The organism is Actinoplanes sp. CA-252034, assembly GCF_050956125.1.
In the GTDB taxonomy this organism is placed as follows: Bacteria; Actinomycetota; Actinomycetes; order Mycobacteriales; family Micromonosporaceae; genus Actinoplanes.
In genome coordinates, this window is sequence record NZ_CP191846.1 from 10,378,461 (window position 1) to 10,393,477 (window position 15,017).

Sequence of the window (15,017 nt, forward strand, 5' to 3'; positions counted from 1 at the left end):
CCGGACCTGATGGCTTTGTCAGATCAAGCTTATCGCTAAGGTCCGCATCAGTGCAGCACTGGCGATGCGGGCCGCCGTGCGGGAGGCTGGACGGAGGTTCCCCGACCGAAGCAGGATCTGGTCGGCCAGGGGGAGGTGAGTCATGGCTGGCGCGAGCGACAACGGCGGCAGGCCGCCCGGGGGCGGGCCCCCGACGACCTCCCGGACTTCCCCGAGGAGTGGGGCGTCATCGTCATCCCTGACGACCTCTCCGAGCTGGCCGACGAGGTCGAGGCGGTGCGTGCCGAGCTGCACACCGGCCCGCCGCCCACCGGGTGGCAACGATGGCGCCGGCGGCCCGCGATCCGCCGCCTGCGCAGAGCGGCCGCCCTGCTGGTGCGCACTCCGGCCCTGATCGTCTCGATGGCGATCCTGGTCACCGTGGCCAGCCTCTTCGCTTCGGCGTGGCCCGGCCCGCCCCGGCAGCCGGCCACCCAGCGGACCTCCGGCACCACCGAGTCCCACCCCGCCGAGGTGCCCGCCTCAGACCTGGTCAGAACCGATGGCACGATCGCCTCGCTCACGGGCCGACCCGCGGTGCTGCTGCTCACCGACGGGTGCGACTGCGCGAAACTGATCGCCGACACCGTCGCGGCCGCTCCACCGCACATTGCGGTGCTGGCCATCTCCTCTGCCGAGTGGCCGGCGCCCGCCACCACTCAGGGCACGCTCCCAGCGCCGAGCGCCCCGGCCGCGGACGGCAAGGGAGCCACTTTCCTGCAGGACCCGGCCGATACGCTCCGTAGTCATTTGCGGTTGAGCGCCCCCGACGGCACCGCCGCTGTGATTCTCATCGACAGCCTCGGCAAGATCATCCGGTTCAGTCCGCGGACCGCCTCGATCGAGACGTTCCGTCCCGATCTCCTCCGCCTATAAAGACCAAACCCCTTTTTCGTACGAGCCAACCGGAACCCCACCGTAGCGGTCCCGTCGACCCCGCCCCGGGGCCACGACGGTTATGGGTGGTCCGGTTCGGGCGGCCGGCGCCTTGGAGCCACGCCGGGCCGCGAGTGCCAGGTGGGGCGATCGCGGCGCCGGGGCCACGCCGGGCCATGAGGTGCCGTCCGGGCGATCGTCGCTTCGCGACCACGCCAGGCCATGGGTGCCGGCTCGGGCGATCGCCACGCCGGGCCACGTCGGGCCATGGGTGTCGGCTGGGACGATGTCTCCCCGGGGCCACGCCGGGCCATAGGTGCCGGTTCGGGTGTTCGTCGCCCCCGGCTACGCCGGGCCATGAGTGCCGGTTCGGGCGCTCGTCACCCCGAGGCCACGCCGGGCCATAGGTGCCGGTTGGGGCGATGTCTGCTCGGGATCGAGGCGACGAGCCTGCTGATGAAGTGTGCGGTGGCGGGTGCGTTCACCCGTTGGAGCGCTGGAGGGCGTAGCGGAAGACGACCGGGCCGGGGGTCTCGACGGTGACGCGCAGGTTGAAGTGATCGAGGAGGCCGACCGAGAAGAACTCCGGCGTCCGCGAGCCGGAGCAGCGCAGGCCCCGGGCGGAGCCGCCGGCGCCGAGGCTGACCCGGACCCGGCTGCCGTCGTCACCGGCACAGACGACCGAGATCCGGAAGTCGCCCGGCTCCACGTCGACGACCTCCTCGTGCCCGGAGTCGCCGTCGAGGGCCAGAGTGTCGGCGAGTTCGTGGTCGCCTATGTCGGGCAGCAACTGCTCGGCGCTGTGCCGCCAGCCGGTCAGCCGGTCGTCGGCGGCCGGCCGGGGTGCGGCACGCCACCACGACCAGACGCCGACCACCAAGATCAACGCGGCCAGTGCGTACAGCACGACGCCGCGTCCCCGTTCGCCGCTCACGCTGAGAGAGTAGAGGCCTCCAGAAGAGTGACGTAGAGCGTGAGCCCCGGCCCGAAGGCGAGCATCACCGTCGTCCTCGGGGGCGATGGGCGGCGGCGCAGCTCGTCGAGCACCAGGAGGACGGTGGACGACGAGCAGTTCCCGTGCTCGGCGAGGACCGAACGGGATGTGGCGAGGGCCGTCTCGGGCAACTCCAGCTGGTCCCGGACCACGTCGAGGATCTTGGGCCCGCCGGGGTGGACGGCCCATCCGTCGACGTCGGCGATGCTCCGGCCGTGCCGGGCCAGGACCTGTTCGACCAGGCCGCGGACGTGGGCGGCGAGCACCGCGGGCACCCGCGGCGACAGTCCCATCCGGAAGCCGTGGTCGGTGACCTCCCAGGTCATGTGGTCGGCGGTCGAGGTGTCGGTGATCGCGGCGACCTCGCGTACGGCGTACCCCGAGGTGGCATCGGTGACCACGACGGCGGCCGCGGCGTCGGAGAACAGCGCGTGGGAGACGATCTGCTGGATGTCCGTCCGGGAACCGGGCGGCTGCAGGTGCAGGCTGGTGAGCTCGGCGCAGAGCAGCAGGGCCGGCCGCCCCCGGGCGGCGACGAAGTCGCTGACCACACCCAGTCCGGGCAGCGCCGCATAGCAGCCCATGTGCCCGACGAAGAGCCGCTGCACGCTCGGTGACATGCCCATGTCGCGGGCGAGCAGGATGTCGAGGCCGGGTGTGGCGTAGCCGGTGCACGAGCAGACCGCGAACAGTCCCAGATCACCGGCGGCGATGCCCGCGTCGGCGAGCGCCCGGCCCACCGCGGCCTTGCCCAGTGGCATGACCTCGGCCTGGTAGCGGCGCATTCGGCGTTCGGTGGACCACTCGGACACGTCCTCGAGAAGCGGGCTCACGGCGGCGTGTCGGGTGCGTACGCCGGAGTTCGCGAAGATCCGCCCGGCCAGCGCGTTGCGTGGCCCCGTGTAGTGGCGGCTGAAGTATCCGTCCCAGATCTCGTCCTGGCTCGTGGCCGGCGGCAGCGCGATGCCGATGCCGGTGATCGTGGGGGTCACCAGCGCGGGGCGGTGCCGTCGGCGTCCGGGTCTCCCCCGAGCGCGTCCACGCCGAGCCAGTCGGCGCAGACGTCGCTGGTGGCGGGTTGCAGCGATCCGGCTCGCGCGTCCCGGTAGAGGCGTTCGAGCGGATGCCCGCGGCGCATCGCCGAGGTGCCGGCGGCTTCCAGCATCGACGCCGCGACCTCGGCCGCCGTCGTGCCGGCGAGCAGTTTCGCCCGCCACACCCAGCGGTTCGTCTCGGCGTCGCCGGGTGACGTGTCGACCCGGCGGGCGGCCTCCCGCACGACCAGGTGGGCGGCGGCCACGGCGGCGTCGGCCCGGCCGATCCGGGCCCGCACGGCCGGCAGTCTCTCCAGCCCGCGGGCCTGGACGTGCTCGACGGCGGCGTCCACGGCGGCCCGCGCCACACCCACGTAGACGGCGGCGTAGCTGGCCACCATCCAGTGCGGCGCCAGCTGGGCCACCACCAGGGCCAGGCCCTCGACCCCGCCGAGGAGGGCGGGCGCCGGAACGGTGACGTCGACGTGCAGGTCGTGCGAGGCGGTGGCGCGCATGCCCAGCGCATCCCAGGTCGGCTCGACGGTCAGCCCGTCACCGGCCGGGACCAGGAACTGGGAGACCTGTCCCGGGTCGTCGGCGCTACGGGCGGCGATCAGGTACGCGTCGGCGTGCCCCGCCCCGGAGCAGAACGTCTTCGAGCCCCGGATCCGGTAGCCGTCGCCGGCCCGCTCGTACGTGGTGGCCAGCTGGGAGAGGCGGGAGCCAGCGCCGCGTTCGCTCATCGCCACCGCATACCAGCTGCCGGCGGCGGCCTGTTTGAGCGCGTCGTCGCGGGCCTCGAGAGCCGACGACGGGAGCCCGAGCGCCTCGGCCAGCTCGTCGGTGACACCGCTGAGCGCGCCGGTCACCGAGGCGTGCATGTTGAAGATCAGAGCGGTGGCGCCGTTGCCCCGGGCCAGCTCGTAGGCGACGTCCGCGTACTCACTGAAGCCCGCCTCCGCGCCGCCGAGCCGGGCCGGGACCATCAGGCCGAGGAACCCGGCACTCCGGAGGTCGGCGAAGTCGTCCACCGGGAAGGCGCCGTCCCGGTCTGCCTCGGCCGCACGGGCCGAGAACCTCGGCGCCAGCCGCCGCGCCTCATCAAGCATGGTCACGCCCCTCGATACCCCGGATTTTGGTGCCCACACCCTGATATAGGACCGCTGTCGATGGGACCGGGACGATCCGCCGGCCGTGCGCCGCCTGCCGCAGCACCAGCCAGCGGAACAGGCCGGTCAGGCTGGGCCGCACCCCACGGACCCGCAGCCGCACCCCGTGCCGGGCGAACTCGGCGATCAGCCGGCGCGGTGACACGAACAGCGCCGGATCGTGCAGGCCGGGCGGGGCGATGCCGAGCCGCTCGCCGAGGGTCACCGTGATCAGCCGGCTCAGACCGGTGTCGTTGACCGTGTCCAGCACCACCAGGCCACCCGGGCGCAGCACCCGACACAGCTCGGCGACCGTGCCCGGCAGGTCGGTGACGTGCTCGAGGATCTCGCCGGCCACCACCACGTCGGCGCCACCGGCCTTGAGCGGCAGCGCCGTCACGTCACCGTTCACCGCGGTCACGCCGTGCGGCACGGCCTGTCGCAGGCCGGCGCGGCGCAGGTCGACGCCGATGTGCCGGTAGCCCTTGCCGCGCAGGTGCGGCGCGAGCAGGCCCCCACCGCAGCCGGCGTCGACCAGGATCAGACCGGGAGTGGCGGCGGGTGGGACGAGCGCGGCCCGGGCGGCGGCGAGCCAGTGCAGGACGGCGAAGGTCCCGGAGGGGCGCCACCACTCGGCGGCGAGGTCGTCGTACTGACGTGGATCGTTGCGCTGCATCGATCGCATGTGATCGAGCCTGGCACGGGATCGCCGCAGGGGCCACACTTGGCAGGCATGTCCCGAGTGCTCGCACTGATCAGATCGGCCCATCCCGAACCGGGTGGCGCCGTCACGCTCGCCATCACGCTGCTCGCCCTGGGTGCGGGGCACCGCGGGTGGCGGCTCGCGGCGGTCGCGGCGGCGGTGGCGGCCTCCCAGCTCACCGTCGGCTGGGTCAACGACCGGCTCGACGCCGACCGTGACCGGCTGGCCGGGCGGCGGGACAAACCGCTGGTCTCGGGGGCGGTCTCGGGGCGTACCGTCGCGGTCGCGGGTCTGCTCTCCGCTCTCGCCGTCCCGGTGCTGGCGCTTCCGCTCGGCGGTCCGGCCGCGCTGGCGATCACGGTGGCCACGGGGGTCGCCCTGCTCTACGACTGGCCGCTGAAGAGCACCGTGTTCTCGCTCCTGCCGTACCTGATCGCTTTCGGTCTTCTGCCCGCCTTCGTGGTGCTCGCCCTGCCCGGCGCCCCGGCCCCGCCGTGGTGGCTGATCGCGGCCGGCGCGCTACTCGGCGGCGGCGCGCACTTCGCGAACGTGCTGCCGGACCTCGCCGACGACGCGGCCACCGGGGTGCGCGGCCTCCCGCACCGGATCGGCGCCGCGGGGTCACAGCTGGCCGCCGCGGCGCTGCTGCTGGGTGCGACGGCCACCCTCGTCCTCGGACCACCCGGGCCTCCGTCGTGGTCCGGGCTCGCGGCGGGCGCGGCCGCCGTCGTCGTCCTACCCCTCGGGTGGTACGCCGCCCGCCGCGCCGAGGGACGCCCGGTGGCCCTCTTCCGCGCGGTCATCGTGGTGGCTCTGATCGACGTGCTTCTGCTGGTTCTCAGTGGCCGGGTGACCTGATGGATGGGTCCCCGCACGCGCGCGAACGTCGCCCACTACGCTGATCTAACACCCTGGTGTCTCTATTTGGAGGATCGTGATGCGCTCCCTGGGAACCCGTCGCGCCGCCCTGGTCGCGGGTGCCGCCACGGTCGCCGTCCTGGCTCTGGGCGCGTGCTCGGCCGGCCAGGTCGCCGAAACCGCCATCCTGGACACGCCGATCGCCGGCGTCAACGCGGCCTCCGAGTCCGCCGCCGGCAAGGTGCTGGTGCGAAACCTCCAGGTGGAATACAACGGCATCAAGGGCTACGAGGCCCAGGAGAACGCGCCGCTCGAGGTCAGTCTCTTCAACGAGACCAACGAGGCGGTCACCGTCACGATCAGCAGCCGGCCCGCGGACAACCGGCCCGACGTCCTCACCGCGAAGCAGGTCGGGTTCGTCAGCACGGCGACCGTGACCACGCCGGGCGAGGTCGTGGGCGCGTCCGCCGAGCCGGGCGCCTCCGTTTCGCCGTCGGGGAGCGCCGAGCCGACCAGCACGGTCCGCCCGGCTCAGATCCAGATCGGCCCGCAGGGCTCGGCGCTGTTCCGGCCGACCGACGCCGCCCAGCTCCAGGTCGTCGGCCTGAGTGGCGAGCTCAAGCCGGGCATGACGGTCAACCTGGTGTTCGAGTTCAGCAACAACGCGACGCCGCTGATCCTGCAGGCCCCGGTCGCCTCGCCGCTGACCCCGGCGCCGCGCGGCTCGGCCGAGATCCACGAGGAGACCGAGGGCGAGGGCGGCGGCCACTGAGCCGGTCCCTGCCGGGCCGGTCCTTCTGGGGCCGGTCCCCTCTCGGGCGGGTGGCTTACGCGCCCTTCCCTCTGCGGGCGGTCTTTCCCCGGACCGGAGATGTCGGACCCCCGCGCTAGCGTGTCGGGGTGACGACCTCCCGCTCAGCCGCCAAGGCTCCCAAGGCCGCCTACGTCTGTGACGCGTGTGGCCACCAGCCACCGAAGTGGCTGGGGCGCTGTCCCGAGTGCGGCGAGTGGGGCTCGATCATCGAGTCCACGGTGACGGTCCCGGTCTCCGGACGGGTGGTCAGCTCGCGCATGCCGTCCGAGCCGGCCCGGCCCATCGCACAGATCAGCGCCGCCCCGGCCCGCGCGGTCGCCACCGGTGTGAGCGAGCTCGACCGGGTCCTCGGCGGCGGCCTGGTGCCCGGCGCGGTGGTCCTGCTGGCCGGCGAGCCCGGTGTCGGCAAGTCCACCCTGCTGCTCGATGTCGCCCAGCAGTGGGCGGTCGGCGCCGGCACCCCGTCGCTGGTGGTCAGCGGTGAGGAGTCGGTCAGCCAGGTCCGGCTGCGGGCCGAGCGGCTCGGTGCCCTGCACGAGAAGCTCTATCTCGCTTCGGAGAACGATCTGGGCACGGTCATCGGCCACCTCGACGCGGTCCGGCCCGGCCTGCTGATCCTCGACTCGGTGCAGACCATCTCGGCGCCCGGCACCGAGGGTGTGCCCGGCGGCGTCACCCAGGTCCGCGCGGTCACCGCCGCGCTCGTCGCGATCGCCAAGGAGCGGGGCATCGCCACCGTCCTGGTCGGTCACGTGACCAAGGACGGTCAGGTCGCCGGTCCCCGGGTCCTGGAGCACCTGGTCGACGTGGTGCTCCACTTCGAGGGCGACAAGCACTCGTCGCTGCGCCTGGTGCGCGGGGTGAAGAACCGGTTCGGCGCCGCTGACGAGGTGGGCTGCTTCGAGATGCACGAGGGCGGCATCACCAGCCTGCCCGACCCGTCCGGGCTGTTCCTCACCCGCTATGTCGAGCCGGTGCCCGGCACCTGCGTCACCGTGGCCATGGAGGGCCGGCGGGCGCTCGTCACCGAGGTGCAGGCGCTGATCGGGGCCGAGGTGCAGGGCTCTCCCCGGCGGACGGTGTCCGGTCTCGACCATGCACGGCTCGCCATGGTGCTGGCGGTGCTGGAGCGCCGGACCAAGCAGCTCAAGCTCTACAACCGTGAGGTCTTCGCGGCCACTGTGGGCGGCATCCGGCTGATCGAGCCGTCCGCCGACCTGGCGATGGCCCTGGCCGTCGCGTCCGGCGGTCTCGACCTGGCGATGGCGCCGACCCTGGTGGCGATCGGTGAGGTCGGGCTGACCGGCGAGATCCGCCGGGTCGGTGCGGTCGGCCGCCGGTTGGCCGAGGCGGCCCGGCTCGGCTTCACCGTCGCCCTGGTCCCACCCGGCTGCGGGCCCGACGGCACGTCCGGCGCGCCCAAGGGCATGCAGGTCGTCGAAGTCAACAATCTGCAGTCGGCGTTGCAGAGCGCAGCGCGCGCCTCGGCCGAACACGGCAATCGATGACGCACAGTCACGTTTCATCACGCTACGGAGCATTCATCAAACCACGCCTCGTTGGCCTGGATGACAGTCCGTAGAATGTCCGGGTGCCGCTCGACCGCGATGGTTCAAAGCCCGCCGCCAGTTCAACGCCGCGTCCCGGCGTCAACGGCGCGGGACATCGCGCGATGACGCCGCCCGCGGGCCCCGGCCTGACCGGGGCGCCAGCGATCCGCTCCGCGCCAACCTCGCCCTGATGGCCCCGGGCACCGCGCTGCGCGACGGTCTGGAGCGCATCCTCCGGGGTCGCACGGGCGCGCTCATCGTCCTCGGCTACGACCCCGTCGTCGAGACCATCTGCACCGGCGGTTTTCCGCTCGATGTGGAGTTCTCCGCGACCCGGCTGCGCGAGCTGTGCAAGATGGACGGCGCCGTGGTGATGTCCAGTGACGGCACCCGCATCGTCCGGGCCGCCGTGCATCTGATGCCCGACCCGTCGATCCCCTCCGAGGAGTCCGGCACCCGGCACCGCACGGCCGAGCGGGTGGCGAAACAGTCCGGCTATCCGGTGATCTCGGTCAGCCAGTCGATGCACATCATCGGCCTGTATGTGAACGGGCAGCGCCACGTCCTCGACGACTCGGCCGCCATCCTGTCCCGTGCCAATCAGGCCCTGGCCACGCTGGAGCGCTACAAGCTGCGGCTCGACGAGGTCTCCGGCACCCTGTCGGCGCTGGAGATCGAGGATCTGGTCACGGTCCGCGACGCGGTCGCCGTGGTGCAGCGTCTCGAGATGGTGCGCCGCATCGCCGACGAGATCTCGGGCTATGTGGTCGAGCTCGGCACCGACGGGCGGCTCCTCGCCCTCCAGCTGGACGAGTTGATGGCCGGGGTCGACGCCGACCGCACCCTGGTGATCCGCGACTACCTGCCGACGGGGCGCAAGTCGCGCACCCTCGACGAGGCCCTCGTCGAGCTGGACCTGCTCACCGCCACCGAGATGATCGACCTGGTCGCCGTGGCGAAAGCGATCGGCTACCCCGGCGCCTCGGACTCGCTGGACGCGGCCGTCTCCCCGCGGGGTTTCCGGCTGCTCGCCAAGGTGCCGCGGCTGCCCGCCCAGATCGTCGACCGTCTGGTCGACCACTTCGGCAGCCTGCAGCGCCTGCTCGGCGCCACCGTGGAGGATCTGCAGGCCGTGGAGGGTGTCGGCGACGCCCGGGCGCGTGGTGTCCGGGAGGGGCTGTCCCGCCTGGCCGAGGCGTCCATCCTCGAACGCTACGTCTGACTCCGGCCCGCTGCCGTCAGTGGCCGGAGCCGTCCCGGGCATGCGGTGACGGCGATCACCGCCAGCCGGAAACGGTGGGAGTGGCGTATTTCACGGTGATGGGGGTTCGCCGCCCGGCGGCCGCGGTGTCGGCCGGGACCGGGCAGCCACCTCGCGGTGTAGCCACGGGCGTCCGGGTGGCCGTACCGAATCAGAGGGGTTGATTCACGTCGTTGGCGTGGTCGGCCAGCGCGGCACCGACGATCGTGGCTTGCATCGGCAGGTATTCGAGGCAGCGCTGCACCGCCGGCGCCATCATCGGGTTGGGCACGCGCAGCGAGATGGTGCAGTGCGGCACCCAGCGCCCCGGCCGGTAGTGCTCCCAGATGTCGACGCCGCCGGCGGTGAGGCGTTCGTGGACGGCTCGGTGATGGCCGAGCAGTTCCTCGGTGACGGTGACGCCCAGCCAGAGGACACGGCCCACGAACTGACCGACGAAGTCGATGCCGACGGTGAGGCCGCGACCGACCGGGAAGCCGTCGAGCGCGTCGGCGACGGCGTGCGGATCGATCCGGTGGGCGGCGGCCAGCGAGATGTGCGGACGGTGTTTCTGGTGCAGGGAGCCGAGCGACGGAATGCCGTCGGCCTCCAGGGCGCGCCAGAGGGTACGCACCCGGCGTGTCGTGTCGACGTCCAGGTAGAGCTCGAGCGCAGCGACCAACGTCAGTTCACGACGGTCAGGACGACCGGGGCGCTGACGATCGTGTCGAGGCGACCGAGCAGCTGGTATGCGCCGGTGGCCGGGATCGGGCCGGACGCCGAGGTGCCGGTGCACTGGTTGGACTGCTTGCCGTTCCAGGTGACCTCGAAGACCTGCTCGGCGCCGGCGGCGAGGGTCTGCACGTCGTTGCCCTTGACGGCCGCGCACTGGTCGGAGGACCAGATCCGCTGGGCGCCGGCGGCGATGTAGAGCTCCTGGGCGCTGGCGCCGAGGTCGCGGGTGCAGGTCCGGTTACCGACGTTCTTGATCTTCAGCTTGATCTCGGTGGAGGCGCCCCGCTGCGGTGACGTGTCCGCCGGAACCGGGGTCAACTGCATCTCGGCGTCGGTGCACGCGGCGCCGGCGGCCGGCGGGTTGCCGGCGGGCGGGTTGCCGGCGGATGCGACCGCCGAGTTCGCCGGGGCGGGCAGCGTCTCGCCGTCGTCGGGCTGCTGCGACAACAGCTCGTTGGGGTCCGGGTAGGCCGGGCCGACACCGGGGTCGGCATCGTCCTCCAGGGACGGTGCCGGTGACGCGCTCGGGTCCTTGGGAGTCGGCTCCGGATACTGAGAGGCCTCCGACGACGCTTTCTTCGGGTCCGATTCGTCGCCGCCGAGGCAGGACACGAACAGCACGATGACGCCGAGCAGCAACGCGCCCAGCACGACTGCACGCCGCCGCCAGTAGACCGCGGGTGGGAGGGGACCAACCGTCGCACGCATGATGCCGCCCACCGTAAACCCGGACGACCGTCACTATGTGCATGACGCGCCGGGTACACGACACCAACTCGCGGACGGTTCGTTAGAGATGGACCTTGCACGTGTGCCGCCTACAGTTGACGGGCTATGACTCTCGCCGACGACGCCATCAACTGGTATGCCGTGAACGCCCGTGACCTGCCCTGGCGGCAGCCGGACACCACACCGTGGGGGGTGCTGGTCAGTGAGGTGATGCTGCAGCAGACCCCGGTCGTGCGGGTGGAGCCCGCATGGCGCTCCTGGATGACCCGCTGGCCCACTCCGGCCGCACTCTCCGACGACCCGCCGTCGGAGGCGATCCGGATGTGGGGGCGGCTCGGATACCCCCGGCGGGCGATGCGGCTGCACGCCTGCGCGGTCGCGATCGTGGAACGCCACGGCGGCCGGGTCCCCTCCTCCCTCGACGACCTGCTCGCGCTGCCGGGGGTCGGCACCTACACCGGGCGGGCGGTGGCGACGTTCGCCTACGGCCAGCGGCATCCGGTCGTCGACACCAACGTGCGGCGGGTCGTCTGCCGCGCTGTGGAGGGCAAACCGGACGCGGGGCCGGCAACCACGGCCGCCGATCTGACCGCCATGGAGGCGCTGCTTCCGGAGGACACGGCACGGGCGGCGAAGGCGAGCATCGCGTTCATGGAGCTCGGTGCGATCGTCTGCACGGCGCGTGCGCCGAAATGCGTCGACTGCCCGTTCTACGACGTCTGCGCGTGGCGGCTGACCGGGCAGCCGCTGCCCGAGGGGCCGAGCCGCAAACCGCAGCGCTACGCGGGCACCGACCGGCAGGTCCGCGGGCTGCTCCTCGAAGTCTTGCGGCACGCCACCGGGCCGGTCCCGCGGCAGCGCCTCGACGTCGTCTGGAACGACGAGGTTCAGCGCGCCCGGGCGCTCGCCGGGCTCGTCGAGGACGGCCTGGTCGAGGCGCTCGGCGCGGGCGACTTCGTCCTGGCAGGCGACGCTCCGGCAGGCGAGATCCAAGCCCTCTAGGGGTACGCCCCCAGGTGCGCGGCGATCGGGGCGGGCAACGGATAGGGCCGCTCGACGGGCAGCAGCGCCGCCGCGGCAGCGTCGTCGCCGTCGTCGAGCCGGGCGCGGATCTCCCGGACCAGCGGCGTCACGTCGGTGATCCCGGTGACCCACTCGTCGGCGTAGAGCGGCGCCGCGGCCCCGCCCAGCCCGAGCTGCAACGACCGGTACGGCAGTTCGCGCAGGCGCAGGTCACGTTCCGGGTCCCACTGCACCCGCGTCGGCGCCCGCTTGAGCTCGCGCTGCCAGGTGATCCGGTCCGGATGGAGGTCACGCACGTAGTGGCTCAACGTCGCGTGCTCCAGCGCCCACTCGAAGCCGTCCCGGGTGATCGTGACGGCCAGGACGTGCTCCTGGCCGGGCTTCGTGGCCCAGCCGCAGCGGTACATCATCCACAGGAACGACGGCTTGATCCACGTCATCCGCTCCCGCTTGAACGGCGGGACGAATCGCCCGGCGGCCACGGCGGGCACCGCGATGGCCGGCGAGTAGGCCTGGTAGACGGTGACGGTGCGGTCGTCGTACGCGGCTCGGATCTGACGTTTCATGACCGGAATGATCGACCCCACCGGCCACTCGCGTAAAACGAAAAAACCCGGCCACGTCGCCGCGGCCGGGTTTCTCGTCAGAGCTGTTACTCCTCGGTGGTGGTCGCCGTGCCCAGGTCGGCCGGCACCGCGTCGGGCACCGTCACGCCCTTCTCGGCGCCGCGGAAGACCAGCTTCGCCTTCTCGAACTTGGCCGGGTCACCCTCGCAGTCCACGACGACGATCTGGCCGGGGCGCAGCTCGTTGAAGAGGATCTGCTCGGACAGGGTGTCCTCCAGCTCGCGCTGGATGGTCCGGCGCAGCGGCCGGGCGCCGAGGACCGGGTCGAAGCCCTTGGCCGCCAGGTAGCGCTTGGCGTTGTCGGTCAGCTCCAGGCCCATGTCCTTGTTCCTCAGCTGCCCCTCGATGCGGGCGGTGAAGATGTCGACGATCTGGAGGATCTCCTTCTCACGCAGCTGGTGGAAGACGATCGTGTCGTCGATACGGTTCAGGAACTCGGGGCGGAAGTGCTGCTTCAGCTCGTCGTTGACCTTGATCTTCATCCGCTCGTAGCTCGACTCCTCGGCCTCGGAGGCCTGGAAGCCCAGCGACACCGCCTTGGCCACGTCACGCGTGCCCAGGTTGGTGGTGAGGATGATGACCGTGTTCTTGAAGTCCACGATCCGGCCCTGACCGTCGGTGAGACGGCCGTCCTCCAGGATCTGCAGGAGCGTGTTGAACACGTCCGGGTGGGCCTTCTCGATCTCGTCGAAGAGGACCACGGAGAACGGCTTGCGACGCACCTTCTCGGTCAGCTGGCCACCCTCGTCGTAGCCGACGTAACCGGGAGGGGCACCGACGAGGCGGGACACCGTGTAGCGGTCGTGGAACTCGGACATGTCGAGCTGGATCAGCGCGTCCTCGGAGCCGAACAGGAACTCCGCGAGCGCCTTGGAGAGCTCGGTCTTACCGACACCGGACGGGCCGGCGAAGATGAACGAGCCGCTGGGGCGCTTCGGGTCCTTCAGGCCGGCACGAGTACGCCGGATCGCCTTGGAGACGGCCTGCACCGCGTCCTCCTGGCCGATGACGCGCTTGTGCAGCTCGTCCTCCATGCGCAGCAGGCGGGAGGTCTCCTCCTCGGTGAGCTTGTAGACCGGAATACCGGTCCAGTTGCCCAGCACCTCGGCGATCTGCTCGTCGTCGACCTCGGACACCACGTCCAGGTCGCCGGCCTTCCACTCCTTCTCCCGCTGCGCCTTCTGACCGAGGAGGGTCTTCTCCTTGTCACGCAGCTGGGCGGCGCGCTCGAAGTCCTGCGCGTCGATCGCGGACTCCTTGTCGCGGCGCACCTGGGCGATGCGCTCGTCGAAGTCACGGAGGTCCGGCGGGGCGGTCATCCGGCGGATGCGCATCCGCGCGCCGGCCTCGTCGATCAGGTCGATCGCCTTGTCCGGCAGGAAGCGGTCCGAGATGTAGCGGTCGGCCAGCGTCGCCGCGGCCACCAGGGCGGCGTCGGTGATGCTGATCCGGTGGTGCGCCTCGTAGCGGTCGCGGAGGCCCTTGAGGATCTCGATGGTGTGCGCCAGCGACGGCTCGCCGACCTGGATGGGCTGGAAGCGGCGCTCGAGTGCGGCGTCCTTCTCCAGGTGCTTGCGGTATTCGTCGAGAGTGGTCGCACCGATGGTCTGGAGCTCACCGCGGGCGAGCATCGGCTTGAGGATGCTGGCCGCGTCGATCGCGCCCTCGGCGGCGCCGGCGCCGACCAGGGTGTGGATCTCGTCGATGAACAGGATGATGTCACCGCGGGTGCGGATCTCCTTGAGCACCTTCTTCAGGCGCTCCTCGAAGTCACCGCGGTAGCGGGAGCCGGCGACCAGGGCGCCCAGGTCGAGGGTGTAGAGCTGCTTGTCCTTCAGCGTCTCGGGCACCTCGCCCTTGATGATGGACTGCGCCAGGCCCTCGACCACGGCGGTCTTGCCGACGCCGGGCTCGCCGATCAGCACCGGGTTGTTCTTGGTGCGGCGGGACAGGACCTGCATGACCCGCTCGATTTCCTTCTCCCGGCCGATGACCGGGTCGAGCTTGCCCTCGCGGGCGGCCTGCGTCAGGTTACGGCCGAACTGGTCGAGCACGAGCGACGTGGACGGCGCGGCCTCGCCGGTGGCGGTGCCCGCGGCGGCCGGCTCCTTGCCCTGGTAGCCGGAGAGCAGCTGGATCACCTGCTGGCGGACCCGGTTGAGGTCGGCGCCGAGCTTGACCAGCACCTGGGCGGCGACGCCCTCGCCCTCACGGATCAGGCCGAGCAGGATGTGCTCGGTGCCGATGTAGTTGTGGCCGAGCTGAAGCGCCTCGCGCAGCGAGAGCTCCAGGACCTTCTTGGCGCGCGGCGTGAACGGGATGTGCCCGCTCGGCGCCTGCTGCCCCTGGCCGATGATCTCCTCGACCTGCTGGCGGACCCCCTCGAGGGAGATGCCCAGGCTCTCCAGAGCCTTGGCGGCGACGCCCTCGCCCTCGTGGATCAGGCCCAGCAGGATGTGTTCCGTGCCGATGTAGTTGTGGTTGAGCATCCGGGCCTCTTCTTGGGCCAGGACGACAACCCGTCGCGCTCGGTCGGTGAACCGCTCGAACATGCCCTCGTGCTCCTCACGTGCCGTGCGCCCATGAACTGGCGGGGCCAGCGCACGGGCATCGGTGATGCCCGTGCTGTAACTCTATCGCCGCTGACG

General features: G+C 71.7%; 13 protein-coding genes and 1 pseudogene. 6 read left to right on the plus strand and 8 right to left on the minus strand.

The features are described 5' to 3' along the window. The first annotated feature begins 135 nt into the window (after window positions 1-135). Entirely contained in the window at window positions 136-915 is a 780-nt protein-coding gene (locus ACQPZW_RS47030; protein WP_433792460.1) for a hypothetical protein, read from the plus strand. Window positions 916-1,396: 481 nt separating this feature from the next. On the opposite strand, the gene ACQPZW_RS47035 is transcribed toward ACQPZW_RS47030, so the two are convergent. From ACQPZW_RS47035 to ACQPZW_RS47050, 4 genes are read right to left on the minus strand one after another with little or no spacing between them, the layout of a single operon-like run. After that, a complete protein-coding gene (locus ACQPZW_RS47035) occupies window positions 1,397-1,849 on the minus strand; it encodes a DUF6023 family protein (protein WP_433792461.1) in 453 nt (150 codons plus the stop codon). Then, the gene (locus tag ACQPZW_RS47040) at window positions 1,846-2,904 is read right to left on the minus strand and encodes a type III polyketide synthase (RefSeq protein WP_433797855.1); all 1,059 of its coding nucleotides are present in this window, start codon (window positions 2,902-2,904) and stop codon (window positions 1,846-1,848) included. Before ACQPZW_RS47040 ends, ACQPZW_RS47035 begins: the two co-directional genes overlap by 4 nt. Further along, the gene (locus tag ACQPZW_RS47045) at window positions 2,898-4,052 is read right to left on the minus strand and encodes an acyl-CoA dehydrogenase family protein (protein WP_433797857.1); all 1,155 of its coding nucleotides are present in this window, start codon (window positions 4,050-4,052) and stop codon (window positions 2,898-2,900) included. Before ACQPZW_RS47045 ends, ACQPZW_RS47040 begins: the two co-directional genes overlap by 7 nt. Next, the gene (locus ACQPZW_RS47050) at window positions 4,045-4,776 is read right to left on the minus strand and encodes a methyltransferase domain-containing protein (RefSeq protein WP_433792462.1); all 732 of its coding nucleotides are present in this window, start codon (window positions 4,774-4,776) and stop codon (window positions 4,045-4,047) included. The genes ACQPZW_RS47045 and ACQPZW_RS47050 overlap by 8 nt, the downstream gene beginning before the upstream one ends. A gap of 48 nt (window positions 4,777-4,824) precedes the next feature. Between ACQPZW_RS47050 and ACQPZW_RS47055 the strand changes: the two genes are divergently transcribed. The 4 genes and pseudogenes from ACQPZW_RS47055 to disA all read left to right on the plus strand — a co-directional run bounded on the left by ACQPZW_RS47055 (window position 4,825) and on the right by disA (window position 9,238). Then, window positions 4,825-5,652, plus strand: a complete 828-nt coding sequence (locus ACQPZW_RS47055; RefSeq protein ID WP_433792463.1) for a UbiA family prenyltransferase — start codon at window positions 4,825-4,827, stop codon at window positions 5,650-5,652. Between the two features lie 79 nt (window positions 5,653-5,731). Next, complete coding sequence (locus tag ACQPZW_RS47060; RefSeq protein ID WP_433792464.1) at window positions 5,732-6,424, plus strand: hypothetical protein; 693 nt, start codon at window positions 5,732-5,734, stop codon at window positions 6,422-6,424. Between the two features lie 128 nt (window positions 6,425-6,552). After that, window positions 6,553-7,974, plus strand: coding sequence for a DNA repair protein RadA (gene radA, locus ACQPZW_RS47065; protein WP_433792465.1), 1,422 nt, complete (start codon window positions 6,553-6,555; stop codon window positions 7,972-7,974). Between the two features lie 164 nt (window positions 7,975-8,138). Beyond that, window positions 8,139-9,238 (plus strand): annotated as a pseudogene (gene disA, locus ACQPZW_RS47070) (DNA integrity scanning diadenylate cyclase DisA). Between the two features lie 190 nt (window positions 9,239-9,428). Here disA and ACQPZW_RS47075 read toward each other — a convergent pair. Together ACQPZW_RS47075 and ACQPZW_RS47080 are read right to left on the minus strand one after the other, a co-directional pair. Beyond that, the gene (locus ACQPZW_RS47075; RefSeq protein ID WP_433792466.1) at window positions 9,429-9,938 is read right to left on the minus strand and encodes a 2'-5' RNA ligase family protein; all 510 of its coding nucleotides are present in this window, start codon (window positions 9,936-9,938) and stop codon (window positions 9,429-9,431) included. A 2-nt stretch (window positions 9,939-9,940) separates the two neighbouring features. Continuing rightward, a complete protein-coding gene (locus ACQPZW_RS47080; RefSeq protein WP_433792467.1) occupies window positions 9,941-10,699 on the minus strand; it encodes an adhesin in 759 nt (252 codons plus the stop codon). A 126-nt stretch (window positions 10,700-10,825) separates the two neighbouring features. On the opposite strand from ACQPZW_RS47080, the gene ACQPZW_RS47085 reads away from it, so the two are divergent. After that, window positions 10,826-11,722 carry an A/G-specific adenine glycosylase gene (locus ACQPZW_RS47085; protein ID WP_433792468.1) on the plus strand — a complete coding sequence of 299 codons (897 nt, stop codon included), beginning with the start codon at window positions 10,826-10,828 and terminating at the stop codon, window positions 11,720-11,722. Here the strand turns inward: ACQPZW_RS47085 and ACQPZW_RS47090 are convergent. Together ACQPZW_RS47090 and ACQPZW_RS47095 are read right to left on the minus strand one after the other, a co-directional pair. Then, window positions 11,719-12,318: a DUF4291 domain-containing protein gene (locus ACQPZW_RS47090; protein WP_433797858.1), complete on the minus strand. Its 600-nt coding sequence runs from the start codon at window positions 12,316-12,318 to the stop codon at window positions 11,719-11,721. The genes ACQPZW_RS47085 and ACQPZW_RS47090 overlap by 4 nt on opposite strands. A gap of 77 nt (window positions 12,319-12,395) precedes the next feature. Beyond that, window positions 12,396-14,921 carry an ATP-dependent Clp protease ATP-binding subunit gene (locus tag ACQPZW_RS47095; protein ID WP_433792469.1) on the minus strand — a complete coding sequence of 842 codons (2,526 nt, stop codon included), beginning with the start codon at window positions 14,919-14,921 and terminating at the stop codon, window positions 12,396-12,398. Window positions 14,922-15,017 lie beyond the last annotated feature (96 nt).

Excerpts from the sequence above, each read along its gene's own strand:
- ACQPZW_RS47060 (WP_433792464.1), top strand. The coding sequence starts at position 5,732 with ATGCGCTCCCTGGGAACCCGTCGCGCCGCCCTGGTCGCGGGTGCCGCC.
- ACQPZW_RS47050 (WP_433792462.1), bottom strand. The coding sequence starts at position 4,776 with ATGCGATCGATGCAGCGCAACGATCCACGTCAGTACGACGACCTCGCC.
- ACQPZW_RS47045 (WP_433797857.1), bottom strand. The coding sequence starts at position 4,052 with ATGCTTGATGAGGCGCGGCGGCTGGCGCCGAGGTTCTCGGCCCGTGCG.
- ACQPZW_RS47080 (WP_433792467.1), bottom strand. The coding sequence starts at position 10,699 with ATGCGTGCGACGGTTGGTCCCCTCCCACCCGCGGTCTACTGGCGGCGG.
- ACQPZW_RS47095 (WP_433792469.1), bottom strand. The coding sequence starts at position 14,921 with ATGTTCGAGCGGTTCACCGACCGAGCGCGACGGGTTGTCGTCCTGGCC.
- ACQPZW_RS47085 (WP_433792468.1), top strand. The coding sequence starts at position 10,826 with ATGACTCTCGCCGACGACGCCATCAACTGGTATGCCGTGAACGCCCGT.
- ACQPZW_RS47055 (WP_433792463.1), top strand. The coding sequence starts at position 4,825 with ATGTCCCGAGTGCTCGCACTGATCAGATCGGCCCATCCCGAACCGGGT.